The organism is Bacteroides muris (ex Fokt et al. 2023) (assembly GCF_024704895.1).
Classification (GTDB): Bacteria; Bacteroidota; Bacteroidia; order Bacteroidales; family Bacteroidaceae; genus Bacteroides; species Bacteroides muris.
Genome location: NZ_JAMZEE010000003.1, coordinates 16956 through 30675 on the forward strand (window position 1 = coordinate 16956; position 13720 = coordinate 30675).

11 protein-coding genes and 1 pseudogene are annotated in these 13720 nt (G+C 45.9%); 7 read left to right on the top strand and 5 right to left on the bottom strand.

Annotation, left to right across the window (positions count from 1 at the left end; all coding sequences use genetic code 11):
- Positions 1–95: 95 nt before the first annotated feature.
- A complete protein-coding gene (locus tag M1B78_RS01600) occupies positions 96–1994 on the top strand; it encodes an LTA synthase family protein (protein WP_257939723.1) in 1899 nt (632 codons plus the stop codon).
- Positions 1995–2026: 32 nt separating this feature from the next.
- Entirely contained in the window at positions 2027–2707 is a 681-nt protein-coding gene (locus M1B78_RS01605; protein ID WP_257939724.1) for a phosphatase PAP2 family protein, read from the top strand.
- Here M1B78_RS01605 and M1B78_RS01610 read toward each other — a convergent pair.
- Both M1B78_RS01610 and M1B78_RS01615 read right to left on the bottom strand, forming a co-directional pair.
- Positions 2704–5244 (bottom strand): carboxypeptidase-like regulatory domain-containing protein, encoded by a 2541-nt coding sequence (locus M1B78_RS01610; protein WP_257939725.1) that lies wholly within the window; start codon positions 5242–5244, stop codon positions 2704–2706. The genes M1B78_RS01605 and M1B78_RS01610 overlap by 4 nt on opposite strands.
- 195 nt (positions 5245–5439) lie before the next feature.
- Positions 5440–6303 (bottom strand): GLPGLI family protein, encoded by an 864-nt coding sequence (locus M1B78_RS01615; RefSeq protein WP_257939726.1) that lies wholly within the window; start codon positions 6301–6303, stop codon positions 5440–5442.
- A gap of 215 nt (positions 6304–6518) precedes the next feature.
- Between M1B78_RS01615 and M1B78_RS01620 the strand changes: the two genes are divergently transcribed.
- From M1B78_RS01620 to M1B78_RS01630, 3 genes and pseudogenes are all read left to right on the top strand, one after another.
- Positions 6519–8054: a sensor histidine kinase gene (locus tag M1B78_RS01620; protein WP_257939727.1), complete on the top strand. Its 1536-nt coding sequence runs from the start codon at positions 6519–6521 to the stop codon at positions 8052–8054.
- Between the two features lie 45 nt (positions 8055–8099).
- Positions 8100–8783, top strand: a complete 684-nt coding sequence (locus M1B78_RS01625; protein WP_257939728.1) for a response regulator transcription factor — start codon at positions 8100–8102, stop codon at positions 8781–8783.
- 125 nt (positions 8784–8908) lie between these two features.
- Positions 8909–9033, top strand: a pseudogene (locus M1B78_RS01630) (mechanosensitive ion channel family protein); the annotation flags it as partial.
- Here M1B78_RS01630 and M1B78_RS01635 read toward each other — a convergent pair.
- Positions 9030–10088, bottom strand: coding sequence for an endonuclease/exonuclease/phosphatase family protein (locus M1B78_RS01635; RefSeq protein WP_257939729.1), 1059 nt, complete (start codon positions 10086–10088; stop codon positions 9030–9032). The pseudogene M1B78_RS01630 and the gene M1B78_RS01635 overlap by 4 nt on opposite strands.
- 39 nt (positions 10089–10127) lie before the next feature.
- Positions 10128–11585, bottom strand: coding sequence for an aminoacyl-histidine dipeptidase (locus tag M1B78_RS01640; protein ID WP_257939730.1), 1458 nt, complete (start codon positions 11583–11585; stop codon positions 10128–10130).
- Positions 11586–11823: 238 nt separating this feature from the next.
- Between M1B78_RS01640 and M1B78_RS01645 the strand changes: the two genes are divergently transcribed.
- Entirely contained in the window at positions 11824–12057 is a 234-nt protein-coding gene (locus M1B78_RS01645; protein ID WP_005835814.1) for a hypothetical protein, read from the top strand.
- A 25-nt stretch (positions 12058–12082) separates the two neighbouring features.
- Positions 12083–12685 (top strand): OmpH family outer membrane protein, encoded by a 603-nt coding sequence (locus M1B78_RS01650; RefSeq protein ID WP_009036606.1) that lies wholly within the window; start codon positions 12083–12085, stop codon positions 12683–12685.
- 161 nt (positions 12686–12846) lie between these two features.
- Here the strand turns inward: M1B78_RS01650 and M1B78_RS01655 are convergent, their stop codons facing one another.
- On the bottom strand, positions 12847–13659 hold the full coding sequence (locus M1B78_RS01655) for a copper homeostasis protein CutC (protein ID WP_136009428.1): 813 nt from the start codon (positions 13657–13659) through the stop codon (positions 12847–12849).
- Between the last annotated feature and the right edge of the window lie 61 nt (positions 13660–13720).

Below are 13720 nucleotides of genomic sequence, written 5' to 3' on the forward strand. Positions count from 1 at the left end.
CCTATCTTTCAATGTAATTATTGACTGATATTGGCGAGAAATAGAATAAAAAGATTTATTTTTGCGCCTTATATTAAATATATGATAAGGCACTGATGAAAGATAGGCTCATAGGATTTATTAAGACATACTGCTTGTTTGTCTGTATTTTTGTGTTGCAGAAACCACTATTTATGCTGTTTTACAAGTCGCTGTATCCGGACGCCTCGTGTGCGGACTGGTTCAGTGTCGCTTGGCATGGGTTACCTTTGGACTTGTCTTTGGCTGGTTATCTGACGGCTATTCCAGGTTTCCTTTTCATTGCTTCCGTATGGACGCTTTCTAAATCCCTTCATCGCATCTGGTGCGGGTATTTCCTCTTTGTTTCAGTTCTTATTTCCATAATTTTTACTGTCGATTTAGGACTGTACGAGTATTGGGGATTTCGTTTGGATGCTACTCCGTTATTCTATTTCTTTTCTTCTCCTAAAGATGCAGTGGCCAGCGTCAGCATCTGGATGGTGCTGGGAGGAATTGTGGCAATGGTTGTGTATGCTGTCGTACTCTATGCTGTTTTTTACAGCATCTTGTTGCAGAAGAAACAGCTGCTGCGGATGAAACTGCCTTATCGTCGTCTGAAGATGTCGGGCATACTGTTGCTGATGACGGGGTTGCTGTTTATTCCTATCCGTGGAGGCTTTACGGTATCTACCATGAATGTGGGGAAAGTCTATTTCAGTGCCGAGCAGCGTCTGAACCATGCAGCTATCAACCCTGCATTCAGTCTGATGGAATCTCTTGCCAAGCAGAAGGACTTCAGCAAGCAGTACCGTTTTATGGAAGCTGCGAAGGCCGACCGGCTTTTTAAAGACATGCTTGAGCCTGCAGTAGTCGGTGGTCAAACGGAAGAGACTGACTCTGTGCTGCAAGCTACTGACTCGCTGCATACTTTATTCAATACTCAGCGTCCCGATGTACTCTTTGTGATTCTTGAGAGTTTTTCCTCCAGGTTGATGACAGCTTTGGGAGGTGAGCCGGACATTGCCATCCATCTGGATAGTCTGAGTAAAGAAGGGGTACTCTTTACGAACTTCTACGCCAACAGTTTCCGTACGGACCGTGGACTGGTGGCTATCTTGAGCGGTTATCCTGCCCAGCCCACCACGAGTATCATGAAATATCCCCGCAAGACGCAGTCTATTCCTGCCATTGCAGGCAGCTTGCGGAAGGCGGGTTATGGTACCAAGTATTATTATGGCGGTGATGCCGACTTTACCAATATGCGTTCCTACCTGATGTCATCGGGCTTTGAAGATATTGTTTCCGACCAGGACTTTCCCGTAACGGAACGTTTAAGTAAGTGGGGGGCGCACGACCATCTCGTATTCAACCGTCTGCTGGAAGACTTGAAAACCGAAGCAGCCGAAGGAACTGCCGAAGAGAAAACTCCTCATTTCCGTGTCTTGCAGACCTCCAGCAGCCACGAGCCTTTTGAAGTACCTTTCCGTCGTTTGGAGAATGACCGGCTGAACGCCTTTGCCTATACGGATAGTTGTGCAGGCGATTTTGTAAGACAGTTCCGTGAGCTCCCCCAGTGGAAGAATACGGTGATTGTGTTTGTTCCAGACCACTTGGGAGCTTATCCCGAACATATCGACAATTTGTCGGTAGAACGCTACCGGATACCTCTGTTGATGGTGGGCGGTGCCGTCCGAGAGCCGAGGCGCATTGACGTCTATGGCTCGCAACATGACATTGCAGCCACGTTGCTGGCCCAATTGGCGCTGCCCCATGAAGAGTTTGTTTTCAGTAAAGATATGCTTAATCCCGCTTCCCCTCATTTCGCGTTCTTTACCGTACCCGATGCTTTCGGTATGGTGACAGCGGACAACCGGGTGATATTCAATTGCCAGGCAGGTGCTGTGGTATTGGATGAGGGTACGGCAAAGGGAAAGAACTTGCCTTTGGGCAAAGCCTATCTGCAAAAATTGTATGACGATATAGCAAAAAGATAGAGGAAGATAATTAAAGTATAAGAGTATAAAGTATGACAGCACTTATGGATGCCTTGCAAAGGGCGATAGATATAGACACAAACATATTCCTTTTCATCAATGGGATGCACAACACGTATTTCGATTATTTTATGAGCGCCTACAGCGGTAAGTGGGTCTGGGTGCCGATGTATGCTGCCATTTGGTATGTGATGCTGCGCAACTTCCATTGGAAAGTGACTTTGTGCTGCATGGTCGGTCTGGCACTCGTAATTACCATTGCCGACCAGACGGGGGCAACATTGATACGCCCGTATGTGGAACGCCTTCGTCCCGCCAATCTGGAAAATCCCATATCCGACATGGTGCATATCGTAAACGGGTATCGGGGAGGGCGTTATGGATTCCCCTCCTGTCATGCTGCCAATACTTTTGGCCTGGCATTCTTTGTCTGGTTTCTTTTCCGTAAACGATGGCTCACTGTGTTTATGATGGGATGGGCGTTGCTGACCTGCTATTCACGTATCTACTTGGGAGTGCATTATCCGGGCGATCTCATCGTGGGAACATTGGTTGGATTGATTGCCGCATACATTGTATATCGCCTTTTCCTGAAAGTCAGCGGGTATAAGACCATGAAGAAAGTCCCCCATATTTATGCTCCCATATTGGTGGGCGGATTGACGATAGTTGGGATATTGATATATTCCACGGTGATGATATTGCAGGCTTAGAACTGATGATTTATCGTCACCATTGCTTCCCTCGGACGTATATTTAGTCGTGAAGTGTAGCTTTGCGTGGTGGAATACGTGGTGTAAGCATACTCTTTTTTGTTGAACAGGTTGTTGAGGCTTGCTTCCAATCTCCATTTTTTTCTTTTATAGATAAGGGATGCATCTGCGAACACGGTGTTGAGATGTGCGTCCCCTCCTAAGTCATTCCGGTAATGCTCGCCGGATAGCCGTAGGTCTACCTGCCCGATACTGAATGTGAGATGTAGCCGTTGTACGAAGTCCAGTAACGGGGTGAGACGGGTATCACTTCCTATCTTACTGCCGCCATAGCCTAATGTGGCATGATATTCCGCTTCAAAAACATCTGCGGGCGACCAGATTATTTTAGGCTCTGCTTTCAGATAATCATAACGATAGGTCTGCAGAAGACTTTGCCGGTTACCCTCGCTGTCAGCCAGGCGGGTAAGCTGTTTGCCATTGCTGCGACTGAGTAGTAGGGTGAGTGAGGTTTTCAAATGCCAGTCGTATATACCTTTGGACAAAGTACTGCTGAGATTCCAGCTATCGTTATGGTTCGGTAGTTCACGACGAGTGTAGACAATGGCATTTTCGGAAACACTCTGTTCGAAAAGAGTATTCCGGTTGCTGCGGCTGTAGGTTAGTGCGGCAGTGATGAAAAATTCCTGTACAGTGTTTTTGTACTCTCCGTAGAGATTGTAGGTTTGCGTGAGGCTGGTAGGGAAGAGTCCGTTGCCGTCTCGCCAGGTGCGGTAATCAGTTTGGTAGAGTCCCGGATACAAGTCGGAGAAATCTCCTGCCGAGCGTTTCAGACTGCCATAAAGGGAAAACGTCCAATGATAATCCAGTTTATAGCGCAAATACATGGACGGATTGAAGAACAGGAACGAACGCTGTTGTGAGAAATACCGATCTGCTTTCAGAGGAAGCGAAAGTGTAGCCAGCCATTTTCCACGTTCCAGCTGGAAGTAGGGGGTAATATGCAATGACAGATGCGAAGCATTGAAATCATTGGGCTGTCTTGTCAGAGTATATTTCAGGGTAGCCCGTTCTCCTTGTATTCCTGCCTTATATTGTTGGGTAAATCCATCATACTTTCGTAGATATGCGGCACTGTTATCTGTGTAGAAGTTGTGCTGGTTGAATTTACTTTTTCCTTCTTCGAGTAGTAAGGATGCAGGCTGGTAAGCATACTGTGTCGTCGAACGAAATTCCCAGGTTCCGCTTTCCCGGTTTCGGATAAGATTGAAGTAGTTTCCGGCACTTAGCTGTGAAGTTTGCAGAGTTTGTCCCAGTTCCTCCGAATGTCCGCGATTTGTTTCTCCGTCTACGGTGAAGCGGTTGGATATATAATTCCGGCTGCTGTTATCTTCATAACGCAGTTCCAGGTTAGCGATGTCACTTCTCAGACGATAATGGTAGGTTTCGTCTATTTGTATGGTATCTGTCGGTTGATAATAGATTTGGGTATTTCCCCGTTGCTGTCGGATTAGCTCATGAGTATATCCGGCTTGCAGGCGTAAGCTGCGGTCATCATTCCATTTGTACATACGGTTGCCGTTCAGGGTGTGGGTTTCATTGAATAATAAGCGATTCTTGTCTAATGGTGCGCTGATGCCCGGTTGGGAGAGAAAACCGGAAAGCGGAACTTGTTGCTGGCCATTTCCGGTCAGTTTGGTTTGCTCGTTGCTGAGGTCCTTGCCATTGTTATTCGTCTTGTAATTATAGACACTCTGTTTTCCTTTACCCAGTTGAAGGGCATTCAGTCCGCCTTCCCACAGGATTTTGTCGTTGTTGTCACTCCATCCGGTTCCCAGAGTACCGTTTGCTATCCATTGATCGCGTGCTTTCGGATCCAGTTTCAGGTTCAATGCCACCTCATCGGAATTGATTTTTCCTTTCAAGGCCTTTACTGACTGATAGTTCTCCATGATTTCCGCACTCTTTACGGCTTTGGCACTCAGGTTGTTGTTGATTTGGTTATAACGTCCGCCTGTCACGTCCATTCCTTCCACAAAGTAGTGGTCGATGGCTTTCCCTTTATACTTAACCTGTCCGTTTTCATCTACATCCACGCCCGGAAGTTTCTTCAATACATCCTTTATGTGCACATCTTTAGATGATGCAAACTGCGCCAAGTCATATCTCACCGTATCTTTTCGGGTATTGATACGTCCGGGACGTATTTGTACTTCTTTTAATACGATGGCTTCCGGTTGTAGGCTGAGGTTCAGGATTCCTGCCGCATTGATATTCCGCATTTCTCTCTTATAGCCTAACAAAGAAATATTGAGTTGCAGCATTCCGCTATGCTTCCACGGCAAAGAAAATTGTCCTTTGGCATCGGTCAATGCATAGTCTATCGTTATGTTTCCGCGTAATACACTAATCATTACAGCTTCCAGCGGTTGATTGGTTTCTGCATCTGTTATCTTGCCGCTCAACGTCTGTGCGCAGGTAGGCGACAAGAAATGAAAGAGAAACAGGGAAAATAGAATGATAGTTTTTTTATTCATACACTGCAATAATTGATTGTTTGGCAATTGAAGTTTGTTGTAATTTTTATACGATTATGCTGGTTTCGTAATTTATTGATTATCAATGCGTAAAAAGAGGGTATTTAAGTATACGACTGAATGGCATTCACTATACGACTGAAAGGCATTCAGTATGCGATAGATTTCACGAATGCTTACAGGTGTGGAGAAATATTATCGTTCCAGTGGATTATAAGGAACGTTTTTCGGGTTCTTGGTTGCATTGCCGTGTTCATCACTAACCTTAATGGTGACGTTCGGCATGCTTCCGGTGATAAATCCTACCGGATCGGCATAATAACGTTCGTGCACTTTGTTGTATGCTTTGCGGTTCATCGGTTCGTGCTTCTTTCCGTCGAAAAGTATCGGCCGATATGTGTGGCATTGCTCTACACCTGTGGCAGTGAATGAATAATGCCCTTCACTGTCTTCGGCTTTCAGTATCAGTCCGGGCAGTCCGCAAAGCTTCCATGGACCTTTGCTGACGGGTATTTCTGCAGTAAACCATGCCGTCCATGTACGGCCTTTGAATTGACATTCGGCTTTGCTGCAAAGGTAGGAGAGGACACTATCGTTTTCTGCCAGTATCTTCCACTGCGGACGTTCATCCGTTTCTTCGCAACGTAGGCGGGATATGCCTGCCACTTCATCGAGAGTCGTTACTTTTCCGGCAGGATAACCTCTGAAGGTTCGTTCGCTCAGTTTGCTTGTTCCGTATTGTTTCAGATGTTCATTAATCGTTTCCTGCGAGGCTTTATTGGCGAAGTCTACTGCCAGTACAGAGTCGCAAACATACTTGGTGTAACTGTAGAACTTAGAGAGATTTTTACCGACTTCCAGCATCATGGTTTCTTCCGTAACATTTTCCGGCTTTTCCGTATTGCTGATACGGCGCGTTTCATATTGCACAAGGATTTGTGCTTCACCGATGGTATCATTCTGTATTTTCGTTCCATCAGAAACGATGATTTGTGCCTTCGCTTGTGATGCGAACAATATAGCGAGACACAGATTGAGGAAAATAATTCTTGCACTCATAGTTTTTACATTTTCAGAGGTTTTACATATTGCTTCCAGCGATTATTGTACTGCAAAACTATGCGGATTTTGCTTCAGAAGAGGCTGAAAGTTATTACTGAAATATTACTCAATGCATAATATCTGCCTCGCACGTACCTATATTTGCAAGCTAACTTCTACCTTTGCCGGTACTAAATGAAAGTCTTTCTAAGTGAGACTAAAAAAGAACAATTATGGAACAACGGATTAAGATCGTTTGGATATTCTCCATCGCATCGATACTGCTTATTACCTGCGGACAGGTCTACTGGTTGCGTAATCAGTATCAGTATATGAATGATGAACAAATCAATGATATTTATGATTGCATCTTGCAGACCACCCAACAGTATGACTCTATCCGTACTCCCCAACCCAAAAAGGTGCTTAGCAATACCAATATGTTCTTCTATCACCTGAGCAAATCCATTGATTTGGAAAAGCGGACCACTATTGACGAATTAATTTTGGGTGTTCTGAAAGGGCGGGACTTGGAGAGCTTGGGCCAAAAGAATACAGAAACTCTCAAAATAGAGCAGCAGGACTCTGCCAGTACAGATGATAAAGAGAGAGAGGCAAAGCGTAGGGAATGGGCATTGGCGTTAGACACCCTTTTGTCGGAAGAGCGGCTCATTGCGAAGGATTCATTCAAAATCAATATGTCCGATAAAGATGCTCCTAATTTGAACTCTATTATTAATCTTTATCGTTTGGAGTTGGATGTGCCTTTTGCGTTGCAGCAATTTGATTCCTTGCTTGCCATACGTTTGGACGAACAAACGTTTACTACGCATCTGGTGGTTTCCGAAGATTCCATTTACCAGTGGAATGCGGAACTGAAACGGCAAGGTACATTGTTTAATCCATATATAGAAGTAATGTATCCTTATAATCCCCTGAAACGCCAGTTTGTGCTTGTTTCCATGAAGGTTTCACCTCATGTGGTACTTGTGCGTATGGGTTGGCAGTTAGTGGGCAGTACATGTCTGATATTTCTGCTGGGGTTTTGTCTGCTGTTTCAGATAAAAACCATCTTGAAGCAACGGCGGATAGACGAACTGCGAAAAAGCTTTGTAAACACTATGATACATGAACTGAAACGTCCCGTCCAGGTTCTGAAAATGTGTATAGCCTTTCTCAATGACAAGTCTATGCGAACAGATGAGAAAGCGATGGATGAAGTGATTCACGATTCCATGTCCGAGCTGGATAACTTGTCGGCCTATCTTTCAAAACTACGTGATATGACGCGTGCCGATGATGAACACACGCAGCTTTCCGTCCGTACATTTGATATAAAGACGAGTTTGGAAAAGCTTGTCCGGCTTTACCATGTTCCTGAGGATAAGGATGTTGCTATTGAAACCCATTTCAGTTCGGAGACTCTGGTAACGGCAGACCCGGTGCATGTTTCTAATACTATCAGTAATTTGATAGAGAACGCCGTAAAGTATTCGGGCAAATCTGTGCATATTGTTGTAGATTGCCTTTTGCAGGATCACCAATTGACGATACGGGTGTCTGATGATGGCATCGGCATTCCGGTTTCCGAACAGAACCGTGTATTCGATAAGTTTTATCGGGGCAGTAATCTTCCCGACCGTTCGTTGCCCGGCATTGGTCTGGGGTTGAGCTATGTAAAGTTGCTGGTAGAGGCGCATCATGGAAGCATTTCTTTAAATAGTCAGGCAGGCAAGGGAACAATGATTGAAATTAATATTCCTCAATAAGTCCGTGCTAACCCGCATAATCCCTACTCTAAAATAACCAATGATATGAAAGCCTTGAAAATTCTTTTTGCCGATGATGATTTGAAATATTCAATGCTGCTGAAGCGCTTTCTTGAGAAGGAAGGCTATGAAGTGACTTATGCCGGAAACGGGGAAATTGCTCTGGAACAATTTCCGCTCATAAAGCCTGATTTGGTATTGCTCGATATCAATATGCCCGGTTACAATGGCTTTGAAGTGGCTGAACGCATCCGCGAGACGGATAAACACGTCCTGATCTTTTTCCTTTCCGACCGTAGCGATAAGGCCGACCGCCTGCAAGGATTCCAACTGAAGGCGAACGATTATCTTGCCAAACCCTTCTATCCGGAAGAGCTGACAGCGCGTATCCGCGAGCGTTTCACTTCGCAGTTGTCCGGCGTGGCGGAGAATGAGATGTATGCTTTCGGCCATTCCGTATTCAATTACAGTACGAACGAGATTCGTACGGGAAATAGTAAGGTGCTGATTACTTCCCGTCAAGCCGATATCCTTCGCTTGCTTGCGCTGAATGTGAATAAGACTGTCAGCCGCGATATGTTGCTGGATGCCGTGTGGGGCACTGCCTCATATGCCAATTCCCTTGCCTTGAATGTGCAGGTGTCCTATCTGAGGCGGGCATTGAAAAACGACCCGGCCCTAAGGATTGAGTCGTTGATGAAAAAGGGGTATATGCTTGCCGTTCTCTGAAAAACATCTTCATCTTTGGATTTATTATAGGAGTAAGAAGTTCCAAAGAAAAAGAGCTTATGATGAGTTTAGGAGGATGGATGAACGAAGTCCTGATAGGTTGGGGAATAGACCCAAGGTTTGCCGAAATATATTTCTTTTCGCGCAACAAAGTTTGGAAAGAGTACGAGCGCATTCAGTCCGACATCTCGACCATTTGTTGGTTATAGCGCAGAAGTTTGATTTGAAGCTGTATCAGTATTCCGATTAATATATCAACCGGAACTCCGCATATACCGGCAAGTGGTCGCTGTATCCTCCTTGATACTTCATCCCGTAGTAGGTGCGGAAAGGTTGCTGCCCTCCGTATTTCTTGTCTCTTGTCAGTAGGAAGGGCAGGCAGAATACATCCGACTTTGCTTCCTCCGTACGTAGTGATGAGTGTTCTTGCAACAGCGTGCCCGATACGATGATGTGGTCTAGCAGTCCCCATTCTCCTTGATGCTTGTAGCTGCCGAAGTGCTTGTGTGTCTTGGCTTTTTCTGCCAGCAGATGATAAAGCTTTTGTGGACGTAGAGAGTCTTGCAATGTTGACGGTGCTACCGCCTCCAACACCTCCTTTACCGATTTATTCTCCGGATAATCGTTGAAATCCCCTAAAAGGACAATTTGCGGATGTCGGCGTATCGTGTATAGACTGTCTATGGCATACTTCACCTTTCGGGCAGCCAGTAGCCGGTAAGGTTCAGACTCTCTTGCCCCTCCCGAACGGGATGGGAAGTGAGCTACCAGTACATCAAGCGTATCCCGATTCAGCAACAATCCGCTGACGTGAAGAATGTCCCGTGTGGGACGGCTATTCTTCCGGGGCTTGTCTACGGGGAGGCTCTGATAGGAAAGCAGCTTGAAAAGATTACGTTGATAAAGCAGCGCTACGTCGATGCCGCGTTCGTCGGGAGATTGTGTCATCACATACCGGTAGTCTGCTTCGCGCAAGGCGGAGTAGCGGGTAAGGTCGCGCATCACACTGTCATTCTCCACCTCACACAAGGCAACAAGGGCAGGCGGCGTCCATCCTCCGGTGGCGATGATGACGCGGGCTATATTGTCCAGTTTCTTTCTGTATTTGGAGTAGTTCCAATGCCGGACGGCATCCGGCAGGAACTCGTAGTCATTCTTTAGTGTATCATGTCGGCAGTCGAATAGGTTTTCTACGTTGTAGCTTACTATCCGAAACGTGAGGGTATCTTTTCCTTCTTGCCCGTACAGAGTGATGTACGGGCAGAGAAGGAAGAGTATAACTCCTATCTTATAGACAACGTTCATACAAACTATTCCCGTTCCCTTTTAAGGAACGAGGGATATTTATTTCACCGGTATGTGCCTCAGTATATCCAGCAGATGGTCCCAGAACTTCTGTACGGTAGGAATCAGCATCCGTTCGTCGGGAGAGTGTACACCCTGCAGGGTAGGTCCGAAGGAAATCATGTCCAGTGCCGGGTATTTGTCAAGGAACAGTCCGCATTCCAAACCTGCATGGATAGCTTTTACCTTGGCATCTACACCGAACAAGCGTTTGTAGGACTCGACAGCCACTTCCAGAATTTCTGAATGCGGGTTGGGTTTCCAGCCCGGATATCCGTCTCCGAAGGATACGGCTGCTCCACCCATTTCGAATATAGTGCGCACCATATTGGCAATGTCTTGTTTGGAGGAGGCGGTAGAGCTGCGCTGGCTGGTCTCGATGCGGATGATATGACCGGGCTTCATCTTTACGGAGGCCAGATTGGTAGAGGTTTCCACCAGCCCCGAAATGTCTTGGCTCATGGCATATACACCGTGAGGTGCGGCATAGATGGTTTGCAGCAATCGTTTGGCGGTATCTTTGTCAATGGCTTTGGGACGGGCTGCTTCCGATTCGAGCACGAATTGGAGGTCCGGGTCAACGACGGCATATTCTGCCTCCACTTCGGCGGCAAAGACATTCAAGTCTGTGCGCAGGGCATGCTTGTCGGCATCGGGTATGGCAATTACCGCGTGTGCTTCGCGGGCAATGGCATTGCGCAGGTTACCACCGTCTATTTCGCAAAGGTACATGTCGTACTTCTGGGATGCCTGGCTCAGGAAGCGGTTCAGCAGTTTGTTGGCATTGCCACGCCCCAGGTGTATGTCGCCGCCGGAGTGTCCGCCTTTCAGCCCCTTTACCTGCACTTTGCAGCAGAAGTATCCTGCAGGTACGTCCACTTCCCGGTAGGTGAACTCGCCAACGGAATCTATGCCTCCTGCACAGCCGATGAAGAGCTCGCCTTCATCTTCGGAATCAAGGTTCAGCAGAATGTCTCCGTTCATGAAACCTTCTTTCAGTGCAAAGGCACCGGTCAGTCCGGTTTCCTCGTCCACGGTGAATAAGCATTCGACAGGACCGTGTTCAATGCTGTCGTCGGCAAGGATAGCCAGTTCGGTGGCTACACCGATGCCGTTGTCGGCTCCCAAGGTAGTACCTTTGGCTTTCAGCCATTCGCCGTCAATTTCGGTTTCGATAGGGTCGGTCAGGAAATCGTGCTTCACGTCGTTGTTCTTTTCGCATACCATGTCGATGTGCGATTGAAGTACGACAGTCTTGCGGTTTTCCATGCCCGGAGTGGCGGGTTTCTTTATCAGAACGTTTCCGGCTCCGTCCACTTTTGTTTCCAACTTATGTTTTTCTCCGAATGCTTTTAAGTAAGCAATGATTTTCTCCTCCTTCTTAGAAGGACGCGGCACTTGGCAGATTTCCTCGAAATAGTGAAATACACCGGCCGGTTTCAAGTCTTTTTTTTCCATAATTATCTGAATTAACAGCTGCCTTACATGCGTTTATGCAGCCTTCATTATCAATTGTCAATTATTAATTCTCCATTAAATTAACCGCTTATTGCTAAATATGGTTAAAATGGTCGGCTATTTTATTCCCCTTTCTCTTTTTTTAGAGTAAAAAAGGCGTGTTAGTCCAACCAAAGCCCTATATTTGCACCCACAAAAATAGTAAAAACGCTATTTTCATGTAACAAAATTAATGGAAATGCTTGATACAATATTGATAACTCTGTTAATAGTTGCTATTTGCATTGTTTTATTGGGTGTAAAGGTCTTTTTTGTGAAAGGCGGCAGGTTTCCTAATGGGCATGTCAGTGGCAATAAGGCTATGCGCGATAGAGGTATCGGCTGTGTGCAGTCGCAGGATAGGGAAGCGCAACGCAAATCCCGTTTTTCCATTGATGAACTGGAAAAAGCCTTAAACGATAGTATGAACTAAATTTTAAAAACAATATTTATCAATTATGAAGAGATTAAACTACCTCATGAACGGTCTGGCAGCTCTCGCACTGATCGTTTTATTTGCTCAATGTGCCGGCAATACTGATAAACAGACAACAAACGCTCCTGCACAAGCCGGCGGATTATCGGAAATGAAAATTGCTTATGTTGAAATAGATACGCTTTTGGCAAAATACAACTATTGCATAGACTTGAATGAGGCTATGGTGAAGAAAGGAGAGAATGTCCGCCTGACCCTGAACCAGAAAGCCAGCGAGCTGGAGAAGCAGAAACAGGAATTCCAGACAAAGTACCAGAACAACGCTTATCTTTCTCAGGAGAGAGCGCAGCAGGAATACAACCGCATTGCCAAATTGGAGCAGGATTTGCAAAATTTGAGCAACAAGCTGCAGTCTGAGCTGATGAGTGAGAATGAAAAGAACAGCTTGCAGTTGCGTGATTCTATCAATGCTTTCCTGAAGGAGTACAATAAGACAAAAGGTTACAGCATGATTATCAGCAATACGGGTTTTGATAATCTGCTCTATGCAGACAGTGTCTACAACATCACTCGTGAGATTCTGGATGGTCTGAATGCAAGATACTCTTCTCCGGTGAAGAAATAATATATATCCTAATGATATAAGAAATAAGGATGTACTTTCGGTACATCCTTTTTTATAGGAGGGTCAAAACCCTCTTTTTAACAAAATCACCCTTGCTACAGATATCTGTGGCAGGGGTGATTTTCATATTTTTGGTGTTTTGACACATCCCTGTTTTGAAGTTACCCTTGTTTGTATTTTGTAGGACTATCTTTGTCCTCCTCCCCATGAGGAGGGGCTAGGAGAGAGGTTTTCAATGCTCCGATTGTTTGCCTTACCCGTTCCGTCGTAGTGATGGTGTGTGTATATTCATCAATATGTACCGTTCCTCCCATAGAGACGTTGGAATTATGATAGAGCATGGAACTCTCGATATTTTCTCTGGCGGAGAAATGGAACTCGCGGATACCGGTTTCTCGGGCAATGTGGGCTATGTTGGTTTCATTCACCCCACAGCCTGCCAATAGAATGATTCGGCCTGCTGCTTGTTGTTGGAGCTCTTCTAGCAGAGGGATGCCTTGCTCTGCTGTAGATTGCTGTCCGGAAGTTAGGATGCGGTTGCATCCTAATGCGATAATATCTTCTATTGCTTTTCGTGGATTTCTGCATACATCGAAAGCACGGTGGAAGGTGACGGACATCCCTTGTGAGGCTTTCATAAGTTGCTCCATCAATGGGAGGTCTACATCTCCTTCTGCCGTCAGGCAACCGAACACAACTCCGTCGGCGCCTAGACGGCGGGCATTCTCTATGTCTTTCAGCATGATGCGCTGTTCGGTGGAGGAGTAAAGGAAGTCTCCTCCGCGGGGACGGACAATGATATGCAATTTGGTCTGCTGCAATACTTCCCGTGCGATGAGGATATCGCCGTATGAGGGGGTTGTTCCTCCCTCGGGGATGCCTGCACATAGTTCTACTCGGTCTGCTCCGCCGGCTTGTGCGGCAATGCAACTCTCTACGGAGTTGGCACAAACTTCAAACTGATAATCTTTCATTTTTGTAAAGTTATGGTTATAGTGCAAAAATAAGAAAAGGGTGAATATGAATTCACCCTTT